This is a genomic window from Streptomyces sp. L7 (genome assembly GCF_050990935.1).
Lineage (GTDB): Bacteria > Actinomycetota > Actinomycetes > Actinomycetales > Microbacteriaceae > Leifsonia.
Genome location: NZ_CP194644.1, coordinates 3,306,402 through 3,327,239, shown reverse-complemented (window position 1 = coordinate 3,327,239; position 20,838 = coordinate 3,306,402). Strand labels below are relative to the sequence as shown.

At 70.4% G+C, this 20,838-nt stretch carries 16 protein-coding genes and 3 pseudogenes; 8 read left to right on the top strand and 11 right to left on the bottom strand.

Going from position 1 to position 20,838, the window contains the following annotated elements; all coding sequences use genetic code 11:
• Positions 1–7: 7 nt before the first annotated feature.
• Positions 8–2,134 (bottom strand): annotated as a pseudogene (locus ACR5MH_RS16925) (ATP-dependent Clp protease ATP-binding subunit); the annotation flags it as partial.
• Positions 2,135–2,266: 132 nt separating this feature from the next.
• Here ACR5MH_RS16925 and ACR5MH_RS16920 point away from each other — a divergent pair.
• Positions 2,267–2,635, top strand: a complete 369-nt coding sequence (locus ACR5MH_RS16920; RefSeq protein ID WP_431348249.1) for a hypothetical protein — start codon at positions 2,267–2,269, stop codon at positions 2,633–2,635.
• A 72-nt stretch (positions 2,636–2,707) separates the two neighbouring features.
• On the opposite strand, the gene ACR5MH_RS16915 is transcribed toward ACR5MH_RS16920, so the two are convergent.
• The 5 genes and pseudogenes from ACR5MH_RS16915 to ACR5MH_RS16895 form a co-directional block, all read right to left on the bottom strand.
• Positions 2,708–3,346: a copper resistance CopC family protein gene (locus ACR5MH_RS16915; RefSeq protein ID WP_431348248.1), complete on the bottom strand. Its 639-nt coding sequence runs from the start codon at positions 3,344–3,346 to the stop codon at positions 2,708–2,710.
• 1 nt (position 3,347) lies between these two features.
• Positions 3,348–4,151, bottom strand: coding sequence for a YcnI family copper-binding membrane protein (locus tag ACR5MH_RS16910; protein ID WP_431348247.1), 804 nt, complete (start codon positions 4,149–4,151; stop codon positions 3,348–3,350).
• 86 nt (positions 4,152–4,237) lie between these two features.
• The gene (locus ACR5MH_RS16905; protein WP_431348246.1) at positions 4,238–4,876 is read right to left on the bottom strand and encodes a hypothetical protein; all 639 of its coding nucleotides are present in this window, start codon (positions 4,874–4,876) and stop codon (positions 4,238–4,240) included.
• 120 nt (positions 4,877–4,996) lie between these two features.
• Entirely contained in the window at positions 4,997–6,394 is a 1,398-nt protein-coding gene (locus tag ACR5MH_RS16900; RefSeq protein WP_433862666.1) for an APC family permease, read from the bottom strand.
• A gap of 256 nt (positions 6,395–6,650) precedes the next feature.
• Positions 6,651–7,225 (bottom strand): annotated as a pseudogene (locus ACR5MH_RS16895) (GNAT family N-acetyltransferase).
• 288 nt (positions 7,226–7,513) lie between these two features.
• Between ACR5MH_RS16895 and ACR5MH_RS16890 the strand changes: the two are divergent.
• Positions 7,514–8,410 (top strand): glycerophosphodiester phosphodiesterase, encoded by an 897-nt coding sequence (locus tag ACR5MH_RS16890; RefSeq protein WP_431348244.1) that lies wholly within the window; start codon positions 7,514–7,516, stop codon positions 8,408–8,410.
• A gap of 5 nt (positions 8,411–8,415) precedes the next feature.
• Here ACR5MH_RS16890 and ACR5MH_RS16885 read toward each other — a convergent pair whose 3' ends face one another.
• From ACR5MH_RS16885 to ACR5MH_RS16865, 5 genes and pseudogenes are all read right to left on the bottom strand, one after another.
• Complete coding sequence (locus ACR5MH_RS16885) at positions 8,416–9,564, bottom strand: class I SAM-dependent methyltransferase (protein ID WP_431348243.1); 1,149 nt, start codon at positions 9,562–9,564, stop codon at positions 8,416–8,418.
• A 276-nt stretch (positions 9,565–9,840) separates the two neighbouring features.
• On the bottom strand, positions 9,841–10,389 hold the full coding sequence (locus ACR5MH_RS16880) for an isochorismatase family protein (protein WP_431349443.1): 549 nt from the start codon (positions 10,387–10,389) through the stop codon (positions 9,841–9,843).
• A 103-nt stretch (positions 10,390–10,492) separates the two neighbouring features.
• Positions 10,493–10,822: a fibronectin type III-like domain-contianing protein gene (locus ACR5MH_RS16875; protein ID WP_431349442.1), complete on the bottom strand. Its 330-nt coding sequence runs from the start codon at positions 10,820–10,822 to the stop codon at positions 10,493–10,495.
• Between the two features lie 137 nt (positions 10,823–10,959).
• A pseudogene (locus ACR5MH_RS16870) lies at positions 10,960–12,957 on the bottom strand (glycoside hydrolase family 3 protein); the annotation flags it as partial.
• A 13-nt stretch (positions 12,958–12,970) separates the two neighbouring features.
• Positions 12,971–14,368 (bottom strand): MFS transporter, encoded by a 1,398-nt coding sequence (locus ACR5MH_RS16865; RefSeq protein WP_431348242.1) that lies wholly within the window; start codon positions 14,366–14,368, stop codon positions 12,971–12,973.
• 142 nt (positions 14,369–14,510) lie between these two features.
• Here ACR5MH_RS16865 and ACR5MH_RS16860 point away from each other — a divergent pair, with 142 nt between their 5' ends.
• From ACR5MH_RS16860 to ACR5MH_RS16835, 6 genes are all read left to right on the top strand, one after another.
• Entirely contained in the window at positions 14,511–15,533 is a 1,023-nt protein-coding gene (locus tag ACR5MH_RS16860; protein WP_431348241.1) for a LacI family DNA-binding transcriptional regulator, read from the top strand.
• Positions 15,534–16,184: 651 nt separating this feature from the next.
• Positions 16,185–17,393 carry a hypothetical protein gene (locus ACR5MH_RS16855; RefSeq protein WP_433861974.1) on the top strand — a complete coding sequence of 403 codons (1,209 nt, stop codon included), beginning with the start codon at positions 16,185–16,187 and terminating at the stop codon, positions 17,391–17,393.
• A 58-nt stretch (positions 17,394–17,451) separates the two neighbouring features.
• Entirely contained in the window at positions 17,452–17,736 is a 285-nt protein-coding gene (locus ACR5MH_RS16850; RefSeq protein ID WP_431347418.1) for a transposase, read from the top strand.
• Positions 17,733–18,608, top strand: coding sequence for an IS3 family transposase (locus ACR5MH_RS16845; RefSeq protein WP_433862665.1), 876 nt, complete (start codon positions 17,733–17,735; stop codon positions 18,606–18,608). Before ACR5MH_RS16850 ends, ACR5MH_RS16845 begins: the two co-directional genes overlap by 4 nt.
• A 330-nt stretch (positions 18,609–18,938) precedes the next feature.
• Complete coding sequence (locus ACR5MH_RS16840; protein WP_431348239.1) at positions 18,939–19,298, top strand: hypothetical protein; 360 nt, start codon at positions 18,939–18,941, stop codon at positions 19,296–19,298.
• 145 nt (positions 19,299–19,443) lie between these two features.
• A complete protein-coding gene (locus ACR5MH_RS16835; RefSeq protein WP_431348238.1) occupies positions 19,444–20,814 on the top strand; it encodes an alpha/beta hydrolase in 1,371 nt (456 codons plus the stop codon).
• Positions 20,815–20,838: the final 24 nt, after the last annotated feature.

Here is a 20,838-nt window from a genome sequence, read left to right as displayed (position 1 = left end):
TGCGTGACTAGGCCTCCTCGCGGACCGGTGCGACGGTCAGCCGCTCGCCGGACGGGTCGAGGTCGACGCGCACTGTGTCGCCGTCGCGGATCTCGCCGGCGAGCAGCTCGGTGGCCAGCCGGTCCTCGATCTCCCGCTGCATCAGCCGACGCAGCGGACGTGCGCCGTAGATCGGGTCGTAGCCGCGCTCGGCCAGCCAGCGCCGGGCGTCCGGGGTGACCGCCAGCTCCAGCCGACGCTCCTCCAGCCGCCGCATCAGGCGGTCGATGTTCAGCTCCACGATCTCGCCGAGCTCCTCCTTGCTGAGCGCCGAGAAGACGACGATGTCGTCGAGCCGATTGACGAACTCCGGTTTGAACGCCTGCCGCACCATCTGCAGCACGGCCTCCTCGCGCTCGGTCTCGTTCAGGGTCGGGTCGACCAGGAACTGGCTGCCCAGATTGGAGGTCAGGATCAGGATGGTGTTGCGGAAGTCCACGGTGCGGCCCTGGCCGTCGGTGAGCCGGCCGTCGTCCAGCACCTGCAGCAGCACGTCGAACACCTCCGGGTGCGCCTTCTCGACCTCGTCCAGCAGGATGACCGAGTACGGTCGGCGCCGCACGGCCTCCGTGAGCTGGCCGCCCTGCTCGTAACCCACATAGCCGGGAGGGGCGCCGACGAGCCGCGAGACGGAGAACTTCTCCCCGTACTCGCTCATGTCGATGCGCACCATCGCCTTCTCGTCGTCGAACAGGAAGGCGGCGAGCGCCTTCGCCAGCTCGGTCTTGCCCACGCCGGTCGGGCCGAGGAACAGGAACGAGCCGGTCGGGCGTCCGGGGTCGGAGATGCCCGCCCTGGTGCGGCGCACAGCGTCGGAGACCGCCTGCACGGCCTTCTTCTGGCCGATGATGCGGCGGCCGAGCTCGTGCTCCAGGTTCAGCAGCTTCTCGGTCTCGCCCTGCGTGAGCCGGTCGACCGGGATGCCGGTCCACGCGGCCACGACCGCGGCGATGTCGTCGGCGGTCACCTGCTCGTTCACCATGCGCGGGTGGCTGTGCTCGGCCTGCTCGGCCTCCGCCAGCTCGCGCTCGATGTTCGGGATGGTCTCGTACTCGATCTTGGAGGCTTCCTGGTAGCGGCCGTCGCGCAGCGCGAGGTCGCGGCGGGTCTTGGCCTCCTCGAGCTGCGAGCGCAACTCGCCCACCCGGTTGAGCGCGGCCTTCTCGGCACGCCAGCGCTCCTGCAGTTCCTCGAGGGTGTCCTCCTGCTCGTGGAGGCGCTGCCGGAGCTGCTCGAGGCGGTCCTTGCTCGCGTCGTCCTTCTCCTTCTTGAGCGCGAACTCCTCCAGCTTCATGCGCTCGACCTGGCGTTGGAGGGTGTCGATCTCCACCGGGGCGGAGTCGATCTCCATCTTCAGCCGGCTGGCGGCCTCGTCGATCAGGTCGATCGCCTTGTCCGGAAGCTGGCGCGCGGTGATGTAGCGGTTGGAGAGGGAGGCCGCGGCGACCAGTGCGGAGTCCTCGATGGTGACCCCGTGGTGCGCTTCGTAGCGGCCCTTGAGGCCGCGCAGGATGGCGACCGTGTCCTCGACGCTGGGCTCTCCGACGTACACCTGCTGGAAGCGGCGCTCCAGAGCGGCGTCCTTCTCGATGAACTCGCGGTACTCGTTGAGCGTGGTGGCGCCGATCAGCCGCAGCTCGCCGCGGGCCAGCATCGGCTTGAGCATGTTGGAGGCCGCGACCGAGCCCTCCCCGCCGCCGGCGCCCATCAGGATGTGCAGCTCGTCCACGAAGGTGATGATCTCGCCCTCGGCGTCGTTGATCTCCTTGAGGACGGCCTTCAGCCGCTCCTCGAACTGGCCGCGGTACATCGCGCCGGCGACGAGCGCAGAGAGGTCGAGCGCGACGAGCTGCTTGCCCTTCAGCGAGTCGGCGACGTCGCCGGCGACGATGCGCTGGGCCAGCCCCTCCACGACGGCCGTCTTGCCGACGCCGGGCTCGCCGATGAGCACCGGGTTGTTCTTGGTGCGCCGGGTCAGCACCTGGCTCACGCGGCGGATCTCGGCGTCCCGCCCGATGACGGGGTCGAGCTTGCCGCTCTTTGCGATCTCGGTGAGGTTGATACCGTACTGTTCGAGCGCGCTCTTGGCGTCCTCCTGCGTGGAGGGGGCGCCCTGCATGTTCGCCATACTCCTGGGTTTCCTTTCGAAGTCCTGTGACAAAGTTGAGTCTAATAGGCTCAACTTTGGTTGTGCCAGGGGTATTCCGACGCGACTACCCTGACTCACATGATCGACCCGTTGGACGCGCGAGTGGTATTGCTCGACGGCCAGACCGCAGCCACGCTCGCGCAGATCCTCCCGCTGCTGCTGCTGACGCTCATGGTCGAGCTGCGGCGCGTGGAGGTGCACCGCCGCGGGCGCATCCGGCTCACCCGCACGCTGCTGGGGGTGTTCTTCCTGGTGTTCGGGATATTGGAGACCGGGCTCGTGCTGTCGATCGACGGCACGCTCATCCCGTTCGAGTGGACCGATCTGGCGCTGGGGCTGGTGATCTTCGGGCTGCTGGGCCTGCTGTTCTGGCTGTCGCTGCTGGACGCGCCCAGCGCGAGGAAGCGCACACGGGACGACGCACGCGCCGAGCGGCCTCACTCCTGACCTGCCGCGGGGCACGTAGACGCCCTGAAACGTGCTCGTGGGGGCCTTTACGCGCCCCTCGGCGGTGGTCGGTCAGGGCGTGGTCGGGGGCTTGCGGCGCGTGAGCAGCAGGATGACGACTCCGAGCAGGGCCAGGACCACGATGCCGACCGCGATGCCGATGACCAGGCCGAGGTTGTCGTCGGACCCTGCCTTGGTGGGAACGGACGTCGACGCCGTGGAGGTCGGCGCGGGCGCGGCGGCGCCGGGGGTCGCCACGACGTTCGACCGGGCGGCGCAACCGGGCGCGGCGCTGCCGGGCGCAGCCGACGTTCCGGCCGGCGGGTGGTACGTGAAGCCGTACGACCCGGACGCCGTGTGGCCGTCCTCCGAGACGATCTGCCAGTCCACCGTGTACGCGCCCGCGGCGCCGAGCGCGACCGGCGCCGTCATCGTGGCGTCGAGGATGGTCGGGCATCCCGTCTCGTAGTGCCGGCCGCCCGCCGTGACCCGGAGGATCGCGGACGACCCGTCTCCGCCCAGGTCGAGCACGCGGTCGTTGAACGTCAGCTTCACCTGGGTGAGCGGTTCGGTCTGCGTGGCGCCGCTCGCGGGCGAGGCGTCCACCAGGTAGTCGTGGGCGCTCGCGGCGACGGAGGGCGCCAGAGCCAGCGCGACCGTCGCCAGGATGCCGCCGATCCCGGCGAGCACGCGCGTCGTCATTCTCGTCATGTCACTGCTCCTTCGGGGCCGCCGCCGTGCGCGGACGGCGGGTGGCGGCGAACACCGCGACGACGAGCGCGATGGCGCCCAGCGCGAGTCCGCCGATGCCGAGGCCGATCGCGACCGCCGCAGCGCCCGGCGAGGCGGCGGCGGGCGCGGTCGCGCCGGAGGTGGCGAGCACTCCCGACGAGGTGCCGTCCGCGGCCGGGGCCGCGTCGTTGAGGTAGACCGTCGGCGCGGGGTGCTCGGGCGCCGCGCCGGAGGCCGGCGTCTTCTGGTCCCAGTTCACGACGGTGCCGTCCGAGTAGTACTGGTGGACCGGGAGTTGGATGCTGCCGGTGTCGGGCATCGCGCCCGCCGAGAAGACGAACTGCTGGAACTGGCCCGGCGCCACCTGCACGCCGGACGCGGCTGTCCAGACGACCTTGACCGGGGCCTCGTTCACCGTCCCGTCGTCGGTCTTGATCGGCTTGGCGAGCTTCTCGGTGACCACCTGGGTGCTCCAGCCGGCGATGGGCTGATACACGACCGAGCCGAGCGGCGTGTCGGTCGGGAGGTCGACCTCCAGCTTCACGGTGCCCGCGGTCGCCGACTCGGTGGGGACCGTGAAGGTGAGCGTCGCGTAGCTGCCCGGCGCGGCCTGGTTCGGGCCGACGGTGACGTGCGCACTGGCCGCGAGCGGCCCGGAGAGAGTGAGGGCGACGGCGGCGAGCGAGGCGGCGCCGGCGATGCCCAGCGTCCGGACGCAGGAGGTGCGGGTGCGGGTGTGCGAGGTGCGGGTGCGCGCGGTCGTGCGCGCGGAGGTACTGTTCATGGGTTCGTCCGATTTCTCGGCCGCGCGGGGCGACCGGGTGGGGAGGTCGTGAGCTGGCTTCCCCGGACGGCGACGAGCGAAAGCGTTCAGCCGGCCGGGACGACGACCCGCGGCGGACCCCGGTGCCGAAGCGTCCCGAGCAGGGCTTCCACGGCGTGCAGGGTCGCAGGGACGGTGTCGATCGGCGTGGGGACACGGCCCGGCACCACCGGCGCCACCGCCGCGACCCGGTCGGCGAACCGCCGCAGCCGGAAGAACGTGAAGCGCGCGACGGCGAGCAGCGTCCGCTCGGCACGCAGCAGCACGGCGATCGTCAGCGCGGCGGCCGCGGCGTGGGCGAGCCACATCCAGACGTCCTCGCCGAGGAAGGCGGGGCCGACCGTCGCGGTGTCGGACACCGCAGCCGCGCCCGGCACGAGGGTCAGGTGCATGCCCGCGTGCAGGTGGCCGCCCATCGGCATTCCGCTGAAGCTCGCCGACGGGCTCAGAGCGAACAGGGCGTGGAAGAGGAACTGGCTGACCACTACGGAAAGCGTCACGCGCCAGAGTGCCACCCGACGGCCGACGAGGACGATGCTCGCGAGCGACGAGAAGACGAGGCTGAGCGCGAGGGCGACGGCGCTGGGCGCCTGTCCGCCTCCCGCCATGTGGAACAGCGCGGCGACGAGCGTCGCGACGCCGGCGGCCGCGAAGCCGCGGGCGACCCGTGCTCCGCGCGAACTCATGCGTCCCACTCTACGCGGCGTCGAAGACTCCGCCACGCGCGCGAACGCGACCGCCGAGCACCCCGGGGTCGGAGAATGCTCGGCGGTCGGGTCGGGCCGGCGGGGCCGCGCTCCGCTGGGTCAGAGCGCGGCCGGGTCCCTGTCGTCGATGTTGGCCGGCGCCTTCGCGTCGAGCTCATCCGGCAGTTCGAGGGGACGGCGCGTGTAGTAGCCCTTGCCCTTGCGGTAGAAGAGCACGAGCGGGACGATGCCGACCACGATCAGGCCGACGCCCAGGATGTTGACGATCGGATCGTTCTGCCCGATGCCCTGCACGAAGATGTAGCCCATGAAGATCGCGCCGGCGAGCGGCCAGAGGAAGATCAGCAGGGCGTTCTTCACCGACTTGAACAGCACCCGGCGGTAGGCGACCACCACCGCGAGACCGGCGAGCGTGTAGTAGAAGGCGATCTGCATGCCGATCGACGCGATGGCGTTGGTCATGATCTCGCCGACGGAGCCCAGCAGGTTGGAGCCGACGAACAGGACGACCGACACGCCGACGACGATGAGGGTCGCGAACGCCGGGGTCCGCCAGCGCGGGTGGATCCGGCCGAACGCCTTCGGGATGGTGTGGTCGCGGCCCATCGCGAACAGCGTGCGGGTCACCTGGATGAGCGTGGTCTCCAGCGTCGCGATGGTGGAGAGCGCGACGGCGACCACGAGGATCTTCCCGCCGATGCCCGGCCAGACCGCGTCGCCGAGGACCGAGAGGATGTTGGCGCTGTTGTGCTCGATGGTCTTCGACGGGAGCATGACCAGTGTCGCGATGGTGAAGATCTCGAACAGCAGGAACACGATGACGATGCCGATGATGCCGGCGGAGCCCGCGTTCTTGTGGCCGTCCTTGGTCTCCTCGTTGAGGTTCGAGGAGACGTCCCAGCCCCAGTAGTAGAAGGCGGCGATGAGCGCGGCCGAGACGAAGACGCCCTGGCCGGTCAGGTGGCTGAAGCCCAGCCAGTCCCACGAGAAGGACGGCCCGGCGTGGCTGCTCGTCGCGGCGCGCACGATCATCAGCACGGCGAAGAGGATGAGGATGCCCACCTCGATGAGGGACATGATCCACTGCGCCCGCGCAGTCACGTGCACGCCGAAAAGCACGCACGCCGCCATCACGAGGAACCAGATCGCGCCCACGCCGGTGATCAGCCACGCGTTGTTCGCCTGGTCCGGCGCGAACAGCGTCACCGTCATCGCGCCGGCCGGGAGGGCTCCCGCGACCATGAAGATCGTCGCCGAGACGACCAGCGCCCAGCCCGACAGGAAGCCGAGGATCGGGTGGAGGGCCCGGGCGACCCACGAGTAGGTGGCACCGGCGTTCACGTCGGCGCGACCCAGATAGAGGAACGCCCACGCGATGCCGAGCATCGGGAGGCCGCACCAGAGCAGTGCGGCCGGAGCGCCGAGTGCCGCCGCGCCGACGAGCGTCGCGGTGGTGGCCGCGATGGAGTACGCGGGCGCGCTGCCCGCCACGGCCATCACGATGGAGCCGGCGGCGCTCACCCCGTTCGCCTGCAGCTCGTGCTTGTGTTCGCCCCCGCGAGGGTCGGCTCCGCTGTCGGGTGCGGCGGAGTCCGGCCGGGAATATTCCTGCGTCATTGCTCTCCCTGGCTAGGGTCGCGTATGCGACAGGGGGACGTTAGCAACTCCCGGACCTGAGAACAAGCCTTTTCACCACGAAATCGGTCGTCGATTCAGAAGAAACAGACGGAAACCGAGGCCGATGTGGGTCCACTCAGAGATTCTCGACACTTTTCGTCCCGAAAGGCGGGGTCTCGACGGCCCCGCGCGACCGCTGGGCCGACCGTTCGATGGCGTGCTCGGCCTCCGACAGCACGAAGGTGGCCCGCCGGCCCGTCCCGCCCGCGAGGCGGAAGCCCAGCCGGAGCGCCAGCCGCGCCGACGCCGTGTTGGTCCGCTCGATGACCGCCGTCACGAGGCACGCGCCCAGCTCGCCGAAGGCCAGGTCGAGCATCGCGCGGGCGGCCTCTGTCGCGTAGCCGTGGCCCCCTCGGCCGTGAGCTGCAGCCAGCCGATCTCCGCGGTGCGCGTCTCCGGCGCGACTGTGCGCAGGTGCAGGGACACATCGCCGATCACGTGCCCGTCGTGCTCGACCGCGAGCACCAGGAGGTCGCCCGGCCCGGCGAGGACGGTGTGGCCCGTGCGGGCGAGAAGGTGCTCGTGCGCCTGGCGCGCGGTGCGCAAGGGCCAGTCGAGGCCCTGCCGCACCTCCTCGTCGTCCTCGATGCGGCGCCAGTCGGCGTCGTCGGTCGCGCGATAGGGGCGGAGGACGAGGCGCGCCGTCCGCACCTCGTGCGCCTCGACCGGCAGCTCGAGCACCGGGGAACTCCAGAGCGAGCGGAGCGACCCCAGGCCGTGGACGAACCCGTGACGGCGCAGCGGGCGGCGTGGGAGAGAGGTCACAACGTCCTCCTCTCCTGCTTCGACGGTAGAACGAGCGTGCTATGGCTGCGCTGCGACGTCCGCGGGCAGTGTGAGAAGGCCGGAAGCGTCGCACAGCCCACGCACACAGAGCGGTCCGGTCGACCCCCGACGGGGTGGCTTCAATTCGGAGGCCGAGTGTGCCTAGGGTTGCCCATGAGCGACGACGAGGAGCAGCACCCCGGGAAGATCTCCCGGCGCGCGGTCATCGGTGCGTCCGTGGGCGCCGTCGCGGTGCTGGCCGCGGGCGCGGTCGGCGTCGGCTCGCTTCTCTCGGTGTCCGGCCGGCCGTCGCCGGGAAGGACGCCGTCGCCCGGCGGTTCCGCGATGCTGACGGTCGCGCACCACGGCGGCTCCCGGGACTGGCCGGAGATGTCGATGCTCGCCTACCGCAACTCCGTGCTGCTCGGGGCCGGGGCTCTGGAGGTCTCGCTCGCACGCACCCGCGACGGTGTCTGGTTCGGGCTGCACGACGCCACGCTCGACCGCACGTCGGGGACCACGGACTTCGTGGCGGCGGAGCACACCTGGGCAGAGGTCTCCCAGCACCGCATCTCGGCCGAAGGGACCACGAACCCGTCGCAGCCGGCGCAGCCGTACGCCCGCTTCGAGGACATCGTCGCCGCCTTCGCTGCGACACATGTGCTCTACGTCGACCCGAAGGTCGTGCCGGGCACCTACTTCCCGGAACTGTTCGCGATCATGTCCCGGTCGCCCTCGCCGCAGCGGTCCTTCGTGGCCAAGGGCTACTGCACGGGGACCGACTGGCCGACGCAGGCCGCCATGCGCGGCTATCGAGGCTGGGGGTACTACTACGCGTCGGAGGTGGAGGCAGACGCGAAGCTTCTCCCGTCGACGCAGGCGCGCTGGACGACGCTGGGCCTCGACTTCAACGGCTCCCCCGCGGTGTGGGAGCGGATGCGGAAGCTCGGCCGGCCGGTGCTGGCGCACGTCGTCCCCGACGCCCCGGGCGCCGAGACGGCGCGCCGCCGCGGCGCCTCCGGCATGATCGTCTCCGGCATCCGCGAAGTGCTCTCGCCGAAGGGCACGTAGACGCCCTAAACCGTTGCGGGGGCGGTTACCCGCCCTTCGGGGGTGGCGGTGGAGGCGGTGACGGTGAACTTGGGGTTTCGGGCGATCTGACGCGTGGGGCCGACCGCGCGCTCCAGGGCGGCGCGGTAGCCGAGGTGCGAGTTCCACACCGTCCACAGCTCGCCTCCCGGGGCGAGCACCCGGCCGGCGTCGGCGAACATCCGCTGAGCGATCCCGGTGTGCACAGCCCCGCCGATGTGGAACGGCGGGTTCAGCACGATGAGGTCGGCCGACGCGTCCGGCTGCGAGGCAAGGCCGTCGTCGCGCACGACCGCCACCCGGTCGGCGACGCCGTTCGCCGCGGCGGTGGCCCGCGCCGACGCGACGGCTGCCGCGGACTGGTCGGTCGCGATCACGCGCAGGGCCGGCCGGGAGACGGCGAGCGCGGAGGCCAGCAGTCCCGTTCCGCAGCCGAGGTCGATCGCGGTGCGGGCTTCGGGCACGGCGTCGCCGAGGACGGTGAGCAGGAACCGCGTCCCGATGTCCACGCTCGCGCCCGCGAATGCCGCACCGTGGGCGCACACGTGGAGGCCGGTCGCCTCGTCGAAGGCCCGGTCCGGCCAGCGGTCGAGCGCGATCGCGGCGGCCGGCTCGGGTGTTCGGGCCGTGAGCACGCGGGCCTTCTGGCGGGCGAGCGACGCCTGCACGTCGCCGAAGACCTCCGCCAGCACGCCGTTCATCGCGGTGGTCATGTGCTTGAGCATCCCGCCGGCGAAGACCCCGACCTCCGGATGCGCGTGCTCGGCGGTCAGCGCGGCGATCTCGGCGAGCGCCTCCAGACTGCGCGGGAGCCGCAGCAGCACAGTGCGGGCGCCGGCGACGAGGGAGGCGTCGAGCGGCCGGTGCTCGAACGTGCCGCTCAGCCCGAGATCGGCGGCGTTGGCGTCGAGCGCCCGCTCGGCGGTCAGCGGGTCCTGGTGCACGCGGATGCCACGGGCGCCGCGGGCCGCGGCAGCGAGGGTGAGTGCACCGTACGCGTCGCCGATGACGACCAGCCCGCCGCGGAGCACGTCGTCGCCGGCGAGGTCGGCGAGGAGGCGGTCGGCGGCGTCCGACGCGAAGAGGTTCGGCGCCTCCACATCGGGGCGGCGCCTCAGACGCTCGTAGGGGAACACGCGTTCAGTCAATCAGACGGGACTGCGCGGTGTGGCTGGCTGGAGCTGCAGGAGCATGCCGCCTTCCCTGCGGAGCACACCACGATCGACCGCGTGGAACTGCTCGGGCCGCTGGAGCAGCGCCGCTGCCTCCGCTACACCGTGCGGCGCGGCGAGGCGACGATGGTGTTCTGGTTCGCCGTCGACCTCCCGGGATGCCGATCCGGGTCGAGCGCGCCGAGGGCGGGGAGACGCGGACGACTCTCGAGGTGGTGTCGGTCTCCGGGGTGCCTGCCGTCAGAAGGTGACGTCGGCGGTCCCGACGACCTCCGCCGTGCGCCCGGGGGCCCGGTGGTTGCCCCAGTACAGGTTGGTGTGGGCGATGACGAGGTCGGGCGTGGGCGCGCCCCACTCGCTCAGGTCCTCTGTCGTGTGGGCGTCGCCGACCAGCGTCACGTCGTAGCCGCGCACCAGCCCGCCGTGGATGGTCGAGCGGATGCACTCGTCCGTCTGCGAGCCGGTGACGACGAGCCGGCTCACGCCCGCGGCGGCGAGCACGTCCTCCAGCGGTGTCTCCTCGAACGCGTCGGCGTAGTGCTTGGGCACCAGCGCCTCCCCCTCGTCGCGCGACAGCTCGGGCACGTACTGCCACGCCTCGCTGCCGTACTCGACGTTCTCGTCGGAGTGCTGGATCCAGACCACCGGGACGCCCTCCGAGCGCGCCCGATCGACGAGCGCACGGATGTTCCCGACGACGTCGTCCCGGCGGTACGCGCCGCCGATGACACCGTTCTGGACGTCGATCACGAGCAGCGCCGAGCCCTCGCGGCCGTGGAGTGTGGTCATGCGATCCCCCTTACCCGGCCGAGAGTACTCGCCTCCGCGGGGTCGCAACACGCCGTTATCCGGTGCGGAAACGGCGTGTTGCGACCCCTGCGTGGGCAACGGGTCAGACGGTGAACCGGATCGGCTCCCCGAGGGTGGCCACCGACGTGCCCACCTGCACGGCGTACTCGCCGGGCTCGGTGCGCCAGGCGTGGTCGTCCACCGACCAGTAGTGCAGCGAGCGCGGCTCAAGCTCGACGGTCGCGACCGCGGCCTCCCCGCCTCCGCCCGGATCAGCGCGTACCCGGCCAGCCAGAGCACCGGGCGCTCGATGTCGGAGTCCGAGACGCGCGAGAGGTAGACCTGGACGACCTGCTTGCCCGCGCGATCGCCCACGTTCGTGACCGGGACGCTCACCGCGTGGTCGTCGAGGGTCGCCTCGCCGAGCTCCCATTCGGTGTAGCCGAGGCCGTGCCCGAACGGGAGGGCCGGGGCCGGCCCGCCGAGGGCTGCGCGGCGCAGCCACTCGCGGTAGCCGACGTTCAGCTTCTCGTCGTAGAACAGCTTCCCGTCGATCGGCTCGACCTGCCAGACCGGCACGTCCTCCTCGTCCGCCGCCCAGGTGGTCGGGATGCGGCCGCCGGGCTCGCGCGCGCCGGAGAGCACGTCGGCGAGCGCGCCGCCGGTCTCCTGGCCGGGGAACCAGGTGAGCAGCACGGCCGGCGCCTCCTCCAGCCACGGGAGGATGACCGGGCCGCCGGAGTTCACGACCACCACGGTGCGCGGGTTGACCGCGAGCACCCGGCGGACGAGTTCGTCCTGGCCGTCGGGGAGGCGCAGGCCCGCGCGGTCGAAGCCCTCCGACTCGAGGGTCTCGGTCGTGCCGACGACCACGACGGCGACGTCGGAGGCCGCGGCCAGCTCGACGGCGCGCTGCAACTCGGCCTCGGGGTCGGCGAAGGGCTCCTCGTAGCCGAAGGTGAACATGACGGCCGCCAGCCCTGCCTGCTGCTGGGGGCGGTGCTCCAGCCGCAGCGAGACGCTCTGGCCTGCCTTGAGGTCCAGCGGGAACGACTGCTTCGGCGGGTTGAGGAACGCCATGAACGGGTCGGTGCCCTCCGGGAAGAACAGTCCGTCGCTCTTGAGCTCGCCGCCCACCTCGAAGCGGAACAGGCCCAAGCCGGCGAAGCCGACCGAGTACTCGCCGTCCTCCGGCGCGGTGAACTCGGCGGTGGCCTCCACCACGGCGGTGTCGCCGAGGATGGGGTCGCCGAGCCAGACCAGCTTGCCGGAGGCGCGGTGCTCGTCGAGCAGCACGGCGCCGCCCTCGCTCAGGAAGCGGACACGCACCCCGGGCTCACCGGTCACCGGGTCGGTGGCGACGCGCGCGTCGATCGGGAGGACGGACTCCGACGACTTCACGCCGGCCGCGTACCGGACGCGCTCGGCGCCGTAAGCCTCCACCAGCCCGTCGAACGGAGTGACGACGTGGTCGGGGAACACGGTCGCCGAGCCGCCGCCCTGCGTGCGGACGATGCGGGCGTGCTCGCCCACGACCGCGATGGTCGGCGTGGACGCGGTGTCGAGGGGCAGCACGCCCTCGTTGCGCACCAGCACCATCCCGTCGGCCGCGGCCTCCCGCAGCAGGGCGTCGATGCGCTCCTGAGGCCAGGGCTCGGCGAGCGGGGTCGCGGCCTCCACGCCCTCGAGCGCACCGAGGCGGCCGGCGAGGCGGAGGATGCGGCGCACCTTCTCGTCGATCGCGGCCTCGTCCACCTGGCCGGCAGCGACGGCCTGCACCAGCGCGTCGCCCCAGACGCCCTCCGGGCCGGGCATGGCGAGATCCTGCGCCGAACTCCCGGCGGCGACGGTGTCGCGCACGCCCATCCAGTCGGAGACCACGACGCCGTCGAAGCCCCACTCCTCCTTCAGCGGCGAGCGCAGCAGGTCGTTCTCGGTCATGGTCACGCCGTTGACCGAGTTGTAGGAGGACATCACCAGCCAGGCGCCGCCCTCCACGACCATGCGCTCGAACGGGGCGAGGTACACCTCGCGCAGGGTCCGCTCGTCCACCTGCACGTCGACGGTCATCCGGTCGGTCTCGCTGTCGTTCGCCACGTAGTGCTTGGGCGTGGCGCCGACGCCGCACGACTGGATGCCCTTCACGAAGGCCGTCCCGATGACGCCGGAGAGCCACGGGTCCTCGCTGTACGCCTCGAAGTGGCGGCCGCCGCGCGGCGAGCGCTGGATGTTGACGGTCGGGCCGAGCGCGACGCCGACGCCCTTGCGGCGCGCCTCCGCCGCGATCAGCTCCCCGAGGCGGTGCACCCGCTCGACGTCCCACGACGCGGCGAGGGAGGTCGGCGACGGGAGGCTGGCCGAGGAGTCCCGCTCGTCCCAGAGCTGGCCGCGCACGCCGGCCGGGCCGTCGGAGACGACGATGGTCTCCAGACCGATCTGCGGTTCGTCGTGCAGGGTCCAGAAGGACGCGCCGGTGAGGAGGCGCACCTTCTGCTCCAGGGTGAGGGAGCCGAGCAGGCCGTCGAGGAACTCGTCGGCGATGTCGGTGGCGGTGGTGGTGTCGGTCATGACGGTGGTGCTCCTAGCGGACGGACTTGATCGGGAGGACCGCGATCGCACCCAGCAGGGCGATCACGATGCCGATCGGGAACAGCGGAGTGTAGACCTGGCCGAACGCCACCACGATCGCGCCTGCGATGCCGGGGGCCAGTGTCTGCGGGAGGGTCGCGGCGATGTTGAGCACGCCGAGGTCCTTGGCGAAGTCGTCCTTCGACGGGAGCACCTCGCTCATGAGGGCGGTGTCGACCGACTGGTAGGCGCCGAAGCCGAGGCCGGACACGAAGGAGAAGATCATCATGCCGGTCACCGTGGGCATCACCAGCGGGAACACCAGCGAGATGGCGAGGACGACACCGGCGATGACCACGACGATCTTGCGGCGCCCGAGCTTGTCGGAGAGCGGGCCGCCGATGAGCGTCGAGATCAGCGTTCCGGCAAGGCTCAGGATGCCGAGCACCGGGATCATCGTGACGGCGTTCCCCTTCAGGCCGATGTAGTCCTGCAGGATGTACAGCTGGTATCCCGTGACCATGAAGTAGCCGGCGAAGAGCAGGAGGCGCCCGGTGAAGCCCCAGAAGAAGTCGGGGTGCTCGACCGGGCTGACCCAGAACGTCTTGAGGAAGGCGACGACGTTGAACGGCGGCTTCGGCTCGGCCTTGTTGGACTTGTCGGGGTTCAGCACGACGAACAGCACGATGACGATCACGGCGACGCCGGCGAACACGAGGTAGCCGGTCGGGATGGATTTGGCGAAGGCCGCTCCCGCGATCTGGCCGCCGAGCGCGCCGAGCATCAGGCCGAGGCCGCTCAGCGCGGCGAATGTGCCGCGAACGGCGCTGGGCACGCGGTCGGGGAGGATCGCGCTCAGGGGGCCTTGCGCGAAGTTGTACGCGATCTGCACGATGACCCACGCGATCGCGATCTGGACGACGGTGTTCGCCGCCGCCATGCCGAGAAGGGCGAGGCCGCCGATCAGCACGCCCGCGACCATCCACGGCGCACGGCGGCCGAAGCGGCTGCGCGTGCGGTCGGACACCATGCCGGCGATCGGCTGAGCGACCATCGCGGCGAACGCGCCGATCGTGGCGACGATCGCGAGCGTGCCGGCCTTGGCGCCGTCGCCGACGATCCCCTGCACCTGCAACGGGAGCAGGATGCCGGGCACCGCGCCCCAGATGCTGAAGATCGCGAGGTTGGCGATCGACATCGACAGCATCAGCTTCAGCAGCTTGCCGCGCACCTTCACCTTCTGCGGCGTCTGGGCGGAGACGGCGGAGGTCGGGGCCGCCGAGAACGCCGAGTCGGCGGTGGTCAGCGTCGAGCCGAGGGCCACGCTGTCGGGAGCGCCGGAGAGGTTCGGCGGGAGGGTGGGCTGGACCGGGCGGGGGCCCTCAGGGAAGTCATCAGACGGCGATGTCACGGGGAGTGTCCTTTCAGAGCAGGCGACGTTGCGTGCTAACACGCGTAACCATACGTCACCCTCTTCCCCGAATACAACCCATCGCTCGGTTTTGCTGACGCGAGTAAGCAGATCCGCCGGTGAGACCTAGACTGAGCACACCATGTTCACGCCGCAGGTCGTCAAAGCCCCGACGAGCGCCGACGTCGCGCTCGCGGCCGGCGTCTCGCGTGCGACAGTGTCGTTCGTCCTCAACGACAAGCCGAACTCCCGGGTCTCCGACGACACCCGCCACCGCGTGCTGGAGGCCGCTCGCCTGCTGGGCTACACGCCCAACACCGCGGCCCGTTCGCTCGCCAGCGGCGAGGCCGTCGCCGGGCTGCTGGTCGCGTCGTCGGCCATCGACCACGGCGCCACCGTCGCACGGGCGCTCGACGTCCTCCTCGCCCGCACGGTCGACGACGGCATCGACGCGCTCCGGCACGCCGACACCGCGACGACGGGCGCGGAGGCCGGGCAGCTCTGGGCCAAGCTGCGCCCGGAGGCGGTGCTGGCCGAAGCCGCACGCTGCGATGCGGACGCCACCGAGGTCCTGCGCCTCGCCGGAGTGCGCGCGCTCGTCGTCCACGGCATGACAGCGGTCGACTACGCGCCGTCGCTGGTCATCCCGCAACGCCCCTTCGGCGGCCTCGCCGTCGAGCACCTGGCGGCGCTCGGCCACGAGCACTTCGTCTACCTCGCTCCCGCGACGCCCGGTCCCGCCGCCGCCGAGCGCCTCGCCGGGGCGCGGGAGACTGCCGAGCTGCTGGGCGTGCGGCTCGACGTCACGCACGCGGCAGCCTCCGCCCGGACGCTCCGCGACTGGGCGCACGGACTCCGTTACGACGCGCACGCACCCACCGCCATCGCGGCCTCCGACGACGGGCTCGCCATGGCGGCGATCCGCGCGCTGGCCGACGCCGGCCTCCGCGCGCCCGCCGACTTGTCCGTGGTCGGCGCCGACGACCATCCGGGCGCGGCGGACTTCCTCCCTCGGCTGAGCACGATCACGTTCGACGCGGACGCGCTCGCGGGGACGCTGCTCGACGCGTTCGCGCGGATGCGCGCGGGCGAACGCGTGGAACTGCTGGCGGCGCCGCCGATGCGGCTGGTGGCGCGGGAGTCGGCGGCGGCGCCGGCGCGCTGAGGGCAGTCCAGGGTCGGCAACGCGCGTCGACGGCCGACGTCGCTACTAATCCTGGGGAGCCCGTGATCGACGGGAGCAGCCGTCCGGTCTCCAGCGGTGGCGGGCCGCCGACCTCCGCCCCCAAGCCTCGGCGTGAGGCGGCATCCGACCACCAATCGCACGACCGGGAAGCCCGTTTGTGCGCATAATCACTTATCACTATGGTTAGATTGATATTCAACCAGAGATATGATGAGTGCGATCATTTGCCAGGACTGTTGGGCAAAGGTTATGTCGGGCCACGAACCCCAGCAAGTATCGAATTGGTTAGCGAGGATGCGAAGCAGTGAGTGTTGTGGAGTTTTCTGCGGATTCGTGGCAGGCGTCGTCGCCGGGTTTGCGGGAGGGTCTTGACCGTCGGATCGAGGTGTTGGCTGAGTTGGTGCAGGGGTTGGAGGCTCTGGCCGGGTCGGATCAGATCAGTGGTGTGGGTGCGGATGCGATGCGTGCGTATATCCGCGAGGTGCAATTGCCGGTGGCGCAGTCGGTTTGGGCCGGTTGCGGGGTTTCGAGGGGGAGCTGACGCGGATCTCTGCGGGGGCGGCGCATCTGGTGTCGTTGGGTGGTGCTGGTGCGCGCGCGGCGGGGGCTGCGGTCGAGGACTTCGAGGGCATGCGGGCTATTGCCCGGTCGCAGAAGGAGACCTGGGAGGCGTATGAGGCGTCGGATCCCGGTTTCAACCAGGTCCGCGAGCTGATCGCTGAGCTGAAGGGTGTTCTGAAGAGCCTTGGGTCGTTGACGGTCGGTCGGGGCCGGTCCTATACGGCGGGGAGTTTCGATCTGACCCTGGCGCGGTTGGGTGAACTGACTTCGGGGATGTTCGAGTACTGCCAGGCGAACCAACAGGTCGCCTCTGAGGGCTGGGAGAGCATGTTCGCCGGGTACGCGGCGGATGTCGCCGCCCGGGCGGAGGCGGAACGGCGGGAGCAGGCCGGGTGGGACTTGCTCTGGGACGGGTTACAGATCCTCGCCGGCGCGGTGATCACCGCGGTAGGGATCGGGTTGACCCCGTTCACCGGCGGGTTCTCCCTCGGCCTGACCGTCCTCGGTGGGTCGTTGCTGGTCGGCGGGATCAACAACGCGATCAACCACGCCACGATCGCCGCCACCGGGAACGAGTTCAACCTGGTCGGGATGGCCTCCCAAGCGGTCGGGAAATGGTACGACGCCACCATCGCCCAACCCGCGATCAAGTCCGGGGACCCGCGCCTGGCGTTCATCGCCGGCGCCGGTGCGGCGCTGGGTGACCTGGTCGCCGGCGGCCTGCAAGTGAACGTGAAAGAGATCGGTGCGGGCGTCTCTGCCCTGATCACCGACCAGAACGCACGCGACCAGCTGTTCAACGAACTGAACAACACGTGGAACCAGGTCATTACCGGGGACGCGTATGTGATCGGGTACGCGACCACCACGGTCGCCAGCGTCCTGATCCCGGGTGTGGCGGCGGCGAAGTTCACCAGAACGGGTGATCTGTTCCGTAAGGGCGGGAAGGTCCCCGGGCTGGTCAAACCATCGGTGAAGCTCTCGACCCCGAGCGCAGCGACCAGCGCACTGGACTGGGCGAAAGACCGCGCCGGCGCGGGTGTCACCGTCGTCAAACAGCAGTTCAAACCGGCCCCCCGACCGCTCGACAATGAGGGCCCGCACCCCACCACACCGCACGGCGTGGATGGCGCGCGTAGTGCAGACCGTGGGCCCGGAGCAGCCATCACCGGTCTCACCGCCGCAGAACACGAGCTAGTCGACCAACTACTCAAGGATGGCGTCAAGGTGAGCAGCGAGCACGTCGTCTCCATCATGAGAGCGCCAGATGGAGCCTGACCCGCTTTTCCGGACACCTGAGTTGAGGCGATGATCGTCTCAGAGAGGAGTCCGTGAGATGCCTGCTGCTCACCCGCCGGAGTTCCGGCGTCGTGCCCTGGATTTGGTCGCGCAGGGGAACCCTGTCGCGCAGACCGCCCGTGATCTCGGGATCAGTGAATCCTGCCTGCGGAACTGGATGCACCGGGACGCGGTCGATTCCGGCCGCAAGGCTGGTGTCACGACCGACGAGCACAAGGAGCTCGTCGAGTTGCGTCGCCGGAACCGAGTGCTGGAGATGGAGAACGAGATCCTCAAGCGCGCGAGCGCGTATTTCGCGAGGGAGAACGTGCTCCCAAAATAGGGTTCCGGCTGGTCCAGGAGCTCGCCGCGGACGGTGTCCCCGTCGCGGTGGCCTGCCGGTTTCTGAACGTCTCGACCTCCGGCTACTACGACTGGGCCACCCGGCCCCCGTCCGCGCGGGCGGTCGCGGATGCCGAGCTGACAGCGACGATCCGCCGCATCCACGCCGACTCCCGCCAAACCTATGGGGCACCGCGCGTGCTGGCCGAGCTGCGGCTCGGGCTCGGCGTTCACGTCGGCCGCAAACGCGTTGCCCGGCTCATGCGCAGCGCCGGCCTGATCGGGGTCTCGCATCGCCGGAAGCGACGCGGATGGAAGCCGGACACGGCCACCCATGAGGATCTGGTGAAGCGGCGATTCCGCGCGGACGCACCGGACCGGCTCTGGTTCTGCGACATCACCCAACACCGCGCAAAAGACGGATGGGTCTACTGCGCGGCCGTGATCGACGCGTTCAGCCGCCGGATCGTCGGCTGGTCGATCTCGGATCGGATCACCACCGAGATCGTCGTCGACGCCCTCGAGATGGCCCGCTGGCGGCGGCGCCCCGAGCCCGGCACCATCGTCCACGCCGACCGAGGAGCGCAATACACCAGTTGGCTGTTCGGGCACCGGCTCCGCCAAGCCGGCCTGTTGGGCTCAATGGGCCGAGTCGCCTCCAGCGTCGACAACGCTCTCATCGAGTCATTCTGGTCGATCATGCAACGCGAGCTCCTGGACCGCACCGCTTGGGACTCCCGCACCCAGCTGGCCTCAGCAATGTTCGAGTGGATCGAGGGCTTCTACAACCCGCGCCGACGGCACACCAGCCTCGGCAACCTCAGCCCCGCCGACTACGAAGCCCTTCACACCGCCGCCGAAATCGCGGCATGATCAACACACCGAAACCGTCCGGGAAACCGGGTCAGGCTCCGATGGCCGGATAACCTGGCTCGAAAGAGGGACCACGCGCGACACCACACCGAACCCCTCAGGTCTCGCCCACATCATTGAAGATCACGGAGCCCAGTTCGCGCAAAGGGGGATAAGCGAGTCTCAGATCCCGGAGGTTTTGATGAGAGCTGTGCAGGAAGGCGAGATCGTCGGTCATCAAGGAGCAGGGACAGGTCGGCCCATCTATCAAGTCGAATACGACGGAACGACTCTAAAGGTCGCTATCACCGTCGGCAGTAACGGCTATATCGTCGGAGCGAACATCACAAAATGAACAACTTTCAAATCGCCCTCCCTGTTATCGAACCCGATGAGCCTCCGCGCGTCGACGTTCACTACGAGTGGACCCAGTATCCCCTTTGGCTCGACGGCAAATACGGGATCGACAGTGTTGACGGACATGAGATCGGCCTCAGCCCGGAACTCGTGCGCGATCTTCGAGCCTGGAGCGGTTCTGCTGATGCCCAATTCAACGCCGATGACCCGCCCAGCAGCACCGTACCCGCGAACTTCCTCGAAGACGGTTTTGAACTGGCGAAACGAGTGCGAGCAGAACTTCCCGCCGAGTGGATTGTGACGTCCTACGATCCGCGGGCCCGGAGGAAGGTCACACTGACGCCTGAGGGATAAGCTCGGCGTCGTCACGGAAACACCGTCGTTCCGCGGGCGCCAGGCGTTCCGGGCACTGAGGCCAGTCCACCCCTCCACGGGCGCCACCCGGTTACGGGGGCACCCGCCGGTCGTGACGGCCGAGCCCGCCACCTAGGCTGGAATCGTGGGGACTCTCGCCTGGCTCACGCTCGCTCTCGGGCTGCTCGCCGCCTACCCGGTGGCGCGTTTCGCCGTGCGCGGCTGGCGGTTCCGTGCCGGGTCGACCGTGCGCCTGGTGGTCGTCGGCCAGGTCGCCGGGCTCCTGCTCATTGTCGGGTGGTGCCTGTTCGCGCCGCGCGCCGACCTGGGAGGGATCGGCTGGTTCGCTGTCACGCTGGCCGCGCTTGCGTTCCCGCTCGCGCTCGGCGACGCCCTGCAGTCCGACGGGCGGCTCCGGGTGCTCGCGATCGCGCTCACCGCGACCATCGGGCTGGCCGGTGTCGGCGCGGGAGCGCTCACGATCGCCCCGAGCTTCACGACGGCGACGGTTGCCGGGAGGGTCGTCCCGGTCACCGAGCAGACGCTCACCGCCGGCGCGCAGTTCGCCGTGCACATCCCGCCGACGGCCTCCGGGTTCTCCGCCCGCGACGCGCGTCTCTTCGTGCCTCCTGGCTGGCTGCGCGACCCGTCGAGCACGCGTCCTGTGGTCGAGATGATGATGGGCCAGCCGGGCAACCCGACCCTGGGTGCGACGCTCGACGCCCTCCACGGTCTCGGCGCCGAGCGGCTGGGCGACGCGCCGTTCATCCTCGTGGTCGACCAGCTCGGCGACGTCACGGCCAACCCGCCGTGCAGCAACACCAGCGCAGGCGAACTCGACACCTACCTGTCGAAGGACGTCCCGGCCTGGATCCGCGAAAACCTCCCCGTGAGCGGAGACCGTGCGGACTGGGCGATCGCCGGATACTCGCACGGCGGCGAGTGCGCGGCCTACCTCGGCGCGAAGCACCCCGGGATCTGGGCGAACGTCGTCTCCCTCTCCGGTCCGGACAAGCCCGGCGAGCACCGGCCGAATTACACCCGCGACACCTACTACGGCGGCAGCCAGGCGGCGTACGAGGCCGTCTGGCCCGAGAACATCCTCGCGTCCACCCATTACCCGCAGCCGACGAGGGCGATCTTCGTCGCCGGCGCGCAGGACTCCCACTTCCGGCCGCAGGTGGAGGCGACCGCGACCGCCGCCGAGAAGGCCGGCTGGAAGGTCACCTATTGGGCTGTGCCCGACTCCACCCACACGCAGGCGCTGGAGGCGGGGCTGAAGACCGCGTACAACCAGCTCATCGGCGTGTGGGTGTCGTCCGGCGCCGTGGCGGCGCAGGCCGACCGCCTGCTCTGCAGTCCGGACCAGGACGCGCGCGCTTGCGGCCTGACGCAGGCGGGAGCCGTCGCCGGCACGGTGACGATCGTCGACCTCAGCGTGCTCGCCGTGTTCCTCGGGGCGCAGCTGCTGCTGTTCTTCCGCCGCGGGCGCCGCCTCCGCGTCGACGCCGCCTGACTCCGGCCGCCATTCGTGCCGAAT